Origin of the sequence: Hydrogenophaga sp. 70-12, from assembly GCF_001897365.1 — a bacterium.
Lineage (GTDB): Bacteria > Pseudomonadota > Gammaproteobacteria > Burkholderiales > Burkholderiaceae_C > Hydrogenophaga > Hydrogenophaga borbori.
The window spans coordinates 1-5,703 of record NZ_MKSS01000389.1 but is presented as its reverse complement, the minus strand read 5'-3'; the positions used below and the strand labels follow the sequence as shown (position 1 = coordinate 5,703).

7 protein-coding genes are annotated in these 5,703 nt (G+C 69.6%); all 7 read right to left on the bottom strand.

Going from position 1 to position 5,703, the window contains the following annotated elements:
• Window positions 1–550: 1-(5-phosphoribosyl)-5-[(5-phosphoribosylamino)methylideneamino] imidazole-4-carboxamide isomerase (locus BGO22_RS19995; protein ID WP_286852271.1), on the bottom strand; the 550-nt coding region annotated here is incomplete at its 3' end.
• Between the two features lie 27 nt (window positions 551–577).
• A complete protein-coding gene (hisH, locus tag BGO22_RS19990) occupies window positions 578–1,237 on the bottom strand; it encodes an imidazole glycerol phosphate synthase subunit HisH (RefSeq protein WP_070399140.1) in 660 nt (219 codons plus the stop codon).
• A gap of 19 nt (window positions 1,238–1,256) precedes the next feature.
• A complete protein-coding gene (gene hisB / locus BGO22_RS19985; protein WP_070399141.1) occupies window positions 1,257–1,886 on the bottom strand; it encodes an imidazoleglycerol-phosphate dehydratase HisB in 630 nt (209 codons plus the stop codon).
• Entirely contained in the window at window positions 1,883–2,983 is a 1,101-nt protein-coding gene (gene hisC, locus BGO22_RS19980) for a histidinol-phosphate transaminase (RefSeq protein ID WP_286852270.1), read from the bottom strand. Before hisC ends, hisB begins: the two co-directional genes overlap by 4 nt.
• Entirely contained in the window at window positions 2,980–4,386 is a 1,407-nt protein-coding gene (gene hisD / locus BGO22_RS19975; protein ID WP_286852269.1) for a histidinol dehydrogenase, read from the bottom strand. Before hisD ends, hisC begins: the two co-directional genes overlap by 4 nt.
• Window positions 4,383–5,039: an ATP phosphoribosyltransferase gene (gene hisG, locus BGO22_RS19970; protein ID WP_070399144.1), complete on the bottom strand. Its 657-nt coding sequence runs from the start codon at window positions 5,037–5,039 to the stop codon at window positions 4,383–4,385. Before hisG ends, hisD begins: the two co-directional genes overlap by 4 nt.
• On the bottom strand, window positions 5,036–5,703 hold a 668-nt coding region (locus BGO22_RS19965; RefSeq protein WP_286852268.1), incomplete at its 5' end, for a UDP-N-acetylglucosamine 1-carboxyvinyltransferase. The genes hisG and BGO22_RS19965, both read right to left, overlap by 4 nt.

The window sequence follows — 5,703 nt, the reverse complement described above, 5'->3', positions numbered from 1 at the left end:
TGGCCTCGATGTTGATGCCGCTGAGCATGCCATCGCGCCCGATGTCGGTGTAGATGACGGATTCGACGCCGTAGTCTTCGAACTTCTTCGCCAGGTCGACCACCTCGTGGCCGGTGAGCTTGCTCCAGCCGTCGGTGGCGACCTTGCCGTCCTTGGCGTCCAGGCCCACGATGATGTGGCCGCCGAAGGCCGTGCAGGCGTCCTGCAGGAAGCCGGGGTTCTTCACCGCCGCGGTGCCGATGATCACGTAGCGCAGGCCGGCGTCCAGGTAGCGCTCGATGGTGTCGAGGTCGCGGATGCCGCCGCCGAGCTGCACATCCACCTCGCTGCCGATCTCTTTGAGGATGGCACGGATGGCCTGCTCGTTCTTCGGCTTGCCCGCGAAGGCGCCGTTCAGGTCGACCAGGTGCACGCGGCGCGCGCCCTTGTCGACCCAGTTGCGCGCCATGGCGGCCGGGTCGTCACTGAACACCGTGGATTGGTCCATGTCGCCCTGTTTGAGGCGAACGCAGTGGCCGTCCTTGAGGTCGATGGCGGGAATCAGCAGCATGGTCTTGGGCAGGCGCGGGTGCGCGGCTCAGGGGTTCCAGTGGAGGAAGTTGCGGTAGAGCGCGAGGCCTTGGTCCGCGCTCTTTTCGGGGTGGAACTGGGTCGCAAAAATGTTAGCGCGCGACACCGCGGCTGCAAAGCGGCCGCCGTAGTCCGCTTCGCCGACCACGTGCTCGGGCCGCTCGGGCCGCGCATAGTAGCTGTGCACGAAATAGAAGTAGGCCCCGTCGGCGATGCCCGCCCACAAGGGGTGCACGCCGCGTCCCAGGTCGTGGAAGACCTGGTTCCAGCCCATCTGCGGCACCTTGTAGCGGCTGCCGTCGGGCTGGCGCTGGCCTTCCAGCTCGAAGCGCACCACCCGGCCGGGAATCAGGCCCAGGCCTTCGGTGGGCCCTTCGTCGCTGCGGTCCAGCAGCATCTGCATGCCCACGCAGACGCCGAACAGGGGTTTGTGCGCGCAGGCGTGCAGCACCGCGTCCTTCAGGCCCGAGGCCGCGAGCGCGCGCATGCAGTCGCCCATGTGGCCCTGGCCAGGCAGCACCACGCGCTCGGCGGCCATCACGTCTTCGGGGCGCTGGGTCACGACCACTTCCACGCCGCTGCCGCGCGCGGCATGCAGCACGGCCTGCGAGACCGAACGCAGATTGCCGCTCTCGTAGTCGACGACGGCGACCGTCCTGGCTTTCATCACGGAGAAAGGAACGGGTTCAGAGCGAACCTTTGGTGGAGGGGATCACGTCGCCCAGGCGGGGATCGCGCTCGAGGGCGAAACGCACGGCGCGCGCGAAGGCCTTGAACACCGTCTCGGCCTGGTGGTGCGCGTTCTCGCCGTGCAGGTTGTCCACGTGCAGCGTGACACCGGCGTGGTTGACGAAGCCCTGGAAGAACTCGTAGGTGAGCTGGGTGTCGAAGGCGCCGATCATGCCGGCCTTGAAGGGCACGCGCATGTGCAGGCCGGGGCGGCCGGAGAAGTCGATCACCACGCGCGAGAGCGCCTCGTCGAGCGGCACGTAGGCGTGGCCGTAGCGGCGAATGCCCTTCTTGTCGCCCACGGCCTTGGCGAAGGCCTGGCCCAGGCTGATGCCCACGTCTTCCACGGTGTGGTGGCCATCGATGTGCAGGTCGCCCTTGGCGATGATCTCCAGATCGATCAGGCCGTGGCGCGCGATCTGGTCGAGCATGTGGTCGAAGAAACCAATGCCGGTGGACAGCACGGCGACGCCGCTGCCGTCCAGGTTGATGCGCACGCCGATCTGCGTTTCGTTGGTGTTGCGCTGCACCTGGGCGGCGCGGTCATTCGGACCCGGCGGGGGAAAAGTGGGCGTGGTGGAGGTCATATGGCGGTCTGCAGGGCCTGGATGAGCCGGGCATTCTCGTCGGGGGTACCCACGGTGAGCCGCAGGCACTGGGCCAGCAGCGGGTGCATTTTAGAAACATTCTTCACGAGCAAACCGCGTGCCTTGAGGCCGTCGAAGGCGCGCTGCGCGTCGGGCACGCGCACCAGCACCATGTTGGCCTCGCTGGCGAAGGCCTGGACGCCGGGCAGGCGGGCCAGCGCGGCCATCAGCGCCTCGCGCTGCTCGCGGATCACGCCCGCCTGCTGGGCGAACACCTCGGCGTGCTCCAGCGCGAACAGCGCGCACTCCGCGTTGAGCACGCTCACGTTGTAAGGCGGGCGCAGCTTGTCGAACTCGTGCACCAGGGCCGCCGGGCCCAGCAGGTAGCCGATGCGCACGCCGGCCAGACCGAACTTGGAGAGCGTGCGCATGAGCAGCACGTGCGCGTTGGCCTCGGGATGGGCGCGCATCTCGTCCAACCAGGTGTGGCTGGAGAAGGGCTGGTAGGCCTCGTCCACCACCACCAGCCCGCCGAAGCGGGCGGCCTCGGCGATGAGGCGGCGCATGACGTCCGGGTCGAAGCGGTTGGCCGTGGGATTGTTCGGGTAGGCCAGGTAGGTGATGGCGGGCTGGTGCGCGCGCATCGCGGCCCGCATGGCGGCCTCGTCGAGTGCGAAGTCGGCGGTGAGCGGCACACCGTGGAAGGCCAGGCCCTGCAATTGCGCGCTCATGGCGTACATCACGAAGCCGGGCAGCGGGGCCAGCAGGCTGGCGCCGGGCAGGTCGCAGCCCATGGCCAGCAGGGAGATCAGTTCGTCGGAACCGTTGCCCAGCATCAGCGCGTGGCCGGCGGGCAGGTCAACGTAGCGCTCCAGCGCGCGCTTGAGTTCGTCGATGCGCGCGCCAGGGTAGCGGTTGATGGCCACGGCGCCCAGGCGCCGGCCCAGTTCGGCCTGCAGCTCGAGCGGCAGCGGGAAGGGGTTCTCCATCGCGTCCAGCTTGACCAGGCCGGCCGATTCCTGGATGGCGTAGGCCTGCATGGACTGGATGTCCTGGCGGATGCGCGCGAGCGGGTTGGGGTTCGCGGGGCTGTTCATTGGGCATCGCCTCGCATCGGGGGCACGGTGGGCAGGCGCAGTTCGGCGGCGCGCGCGTGCGCCTGCAGGCCTTCGCCGTAGGCCAGTTCGGCGGCCACGGCGCCCAGGGTCTGCGCGCCCCGCTCGCTCACTTCGATCAGGCTGCTGCGCTTCTGGAAGTCGTAGACACCCAGCGGCGAGGAAAACCGCGCGGTGCCGCTGGTGGGCAGCACGTGGTTGGGGCCGGCGCAGTAGTCACCCAGGCTTTCGCTGGTGTAGGCACCCAGGAAGATGGCGCCCGCGTGCTTGAGCAGCGGTTCCCAGCGGTGCGGCTCGGCGCTGGAGACCTCCAGGTGCTCGGGCGCGATGCGGTTGCTGATGGCGCAGGCCTCGTCCATGTCGCGCGTGAGGATGAGCGCGCCGCGGTCGTTGAGGCTTTTGGCGATGATGGCCGCGCGCGGCATGGTGGGCAGCAGGCGGTGGATCGCGGCCTGCACGGCCTCGATGTAGGCCGCGTCGGGGCACAGCAGGATGCTCTGCGCGAGCTCGTCGTGCTCGGCCTGGCTGAACAGGTCCATGGCCACCCAGTCGGCCGGCGTGCTGCCGTCGGCCAGCACCAGGATTTCGCTCGGGCCCGCGATCATGTCGATGCCCACGGTGCCGAAGACGCGCTTCTTGGCGCTGGCCACGTAGGCGTTGCCCGGGCCGGTGATCTTGTCGACCTTGGGCACGGTGGCCGTGCCATAGGCCAGCGCGGCCACGGCCTGGGCGCCACCGATGGTGAAGGCGCGCGTGACACCGGCCACGTGGGCCGCCGCGAGCACGAGCTCGTTGCGCTCGCCGCGCGTGGCGGTGGCGGCGCCGCTGCCGCCTTCTACGCCACCGGTCGCCACGCTGCCGCGCACGGGCGTAGGCACCACCATGACGATCTCGGGCACGCCGGCCACGTGCGCGGGCACGGCGTTCATGATCAGGCTGGACGGATAGGCCGCCTTGCCGCCGGGCACGTAGATGCCCACGCGGTCCAGTGGCGTGACCTTCTGGCCGAGCAGGGTGCCGTCCTCGTCGCGGTAGCTCCAGCTCTCGCCGTTGGCCTTCTTCTGCGCCTCGTGGTAGCGCCGCACGCGCGCGGCCGCGGACTGCAGGGCTTCGCGCTGGGCGGCGGGCAAGGCGTCGAAGGCGGCCTTGAAATCGGCCTGGCTGAGTTCGAGCTCGGCCACGCCAGTGGCCCGCAGGCCGTCGAAGCGCGCCGTGTACTCCAGCACGGCGGCGTCGCCGCGCTGGCGCACATCGGCCAGGATGTCGGCCACCCGCTGCTCGATCGCGTGGTCCGTCTCGCTCGACCAATGCAGGCGCTCGGCAAAGCGCGCCTCGAAATCGGGCTGGGCGGTGGACAGGCGAAGGGGCTGGGCGGTCAGGGTCATGCGGTGGCGGGCTCCACGGCCCGGGCGAAGGCGTCGATGAGCGGGCGCAGCCGCGCCTGCTTGAGCTTGAGCGCGGCCTGGTTGACCACCAGGCGCGAGCTGATGTCCATGATGCGTTCGACCTCGATCAGGTTGTTGGCCTTGAGCGTGTTGCCGGTGGACACCAGGTCCACGATGGCGTCGGCCAGGCCGGTGAGCGGGGCCAGTTCCATGCTGCCGTAGAGCTTGATCAGGTCCACGTGCACGCCCTTGCTGGCGAAGAACTCGCGCGCGATGGCCGTGTACTTGGTGGCCACGCGCAGGCGCGAGCCCTGGCGCACGGCCGAGGCGTAGTCGAAGTCGGCCCGCACGGCCACGCTGACGCGGCAGCGCGCGATGTTGAGGTCCAGCGGCTGGTACAGGCCCTGGCCGCCGTGCTCGATCAGCGTGTCCTTGCCGGTCACGCCGAGGTCGGCGCCGCCGTGCTCCACGTAGGTGGGCACGTCGGTGGCGCGCACCAGCACCACGCGAACGTCTTCCTGGCTGGTGGGCAGGATGAGCTTGCGCGACTTCTCGGGGTCTTCGAGCACCTCGATGCCGGCCGCGCGCAGCAGCGGCAGGGTCTCGTCGAAGATGCGGCCCTTGGACAGGGCAAGCGTGATGGACGGGCTCATTTGACGCGCTCGATGTCGGCGCCGATGGCGCGCAGCTTCACTTCCATCTGGTCGTAACCGCGGTCCAGGTGGTAGATGCGGTCGACGGTGGTCTCGCCCTCGGCCACCAGGCCGGCGATCACCAGGCTGGCCGAGGCGCGCAGGTCGGTGGCCATCACGGTGGCGCCGGACAGGCGCGGCACCCCCTCCACCATCGCCACCTTGCCCTCGGTCTGGATGCGCGCGCCGAGGCGCACCAGCTCGTTCACGTGCATGAAGCGGTTTTCGAAAATGGTTTCGGTCACCTTGCTGGCGCCCTCGGCGATGCAGTTGACGGTCATAAACTGCGCCTGCATGTCGGTGGGAAAGCCCGGGTACTCGGTGGTGCGGAAGCTCTGCGCCTTCATGCGGCCCGAGGCGCGGATGCGGATGAAAGGCCCGGCCGCGTTGGCGCCGGCCTCAATCTCCGCGCCCGCCTCGGTGAGCTTGTCGATCACCGCGTCCAGGTGGTCGGCGCGACCGCAGCGCAGCAGCACGTCGCCGCCGGTGGCGGCCACGGCGCACAGGAAGGTGCCGGCCTCGATGCGGTCGGCCACCACCTGGTGGTCGCAGCCGCCCAGGCGGTCCACGCCCTGCACGTGGATGCGGCTGGTGCCGTGGCCTTCGATCTTCGCGCCCATGCGGA

Bases quoted from the DNA above. Each gene is read 5' to 3' on its own strand.
- hisB (WP_070399141.1), bottom strand. From the start codon at position 1,886: ATGACCTCCACCACGCCCACTTTTCCCCCGCCGGGTCCGAATGACCGC.
- hisC (WP_286852270.1), bottom strand. From the start codon at position 2,983: ATGAACAGCCCCGCGAACCCCAACCCGCTCGCGCGCATCCGCCAGGAC.
- hisD (WP_286852269.1), bottom strand. From the start codon at position 4,386: ATGACCCTGACCGCCCAGCCCCTTCGCCTGTCCACCGCCCAGCCCGAT.
- hisG (WP_070399144.1), bottom strand. From the start codon at position 5,039: ATGAGCCCGTCCATCACGCTTGCCCTGTCCAAGGGCCGCATCTTCGAC.
- hisH (WP_070399140.1), bottom strand. From the start codon at position 1,237: ATGAAAGCCAGGACGGTCGCCGTCGTCGACTACGAGAGCGGCAATCTG.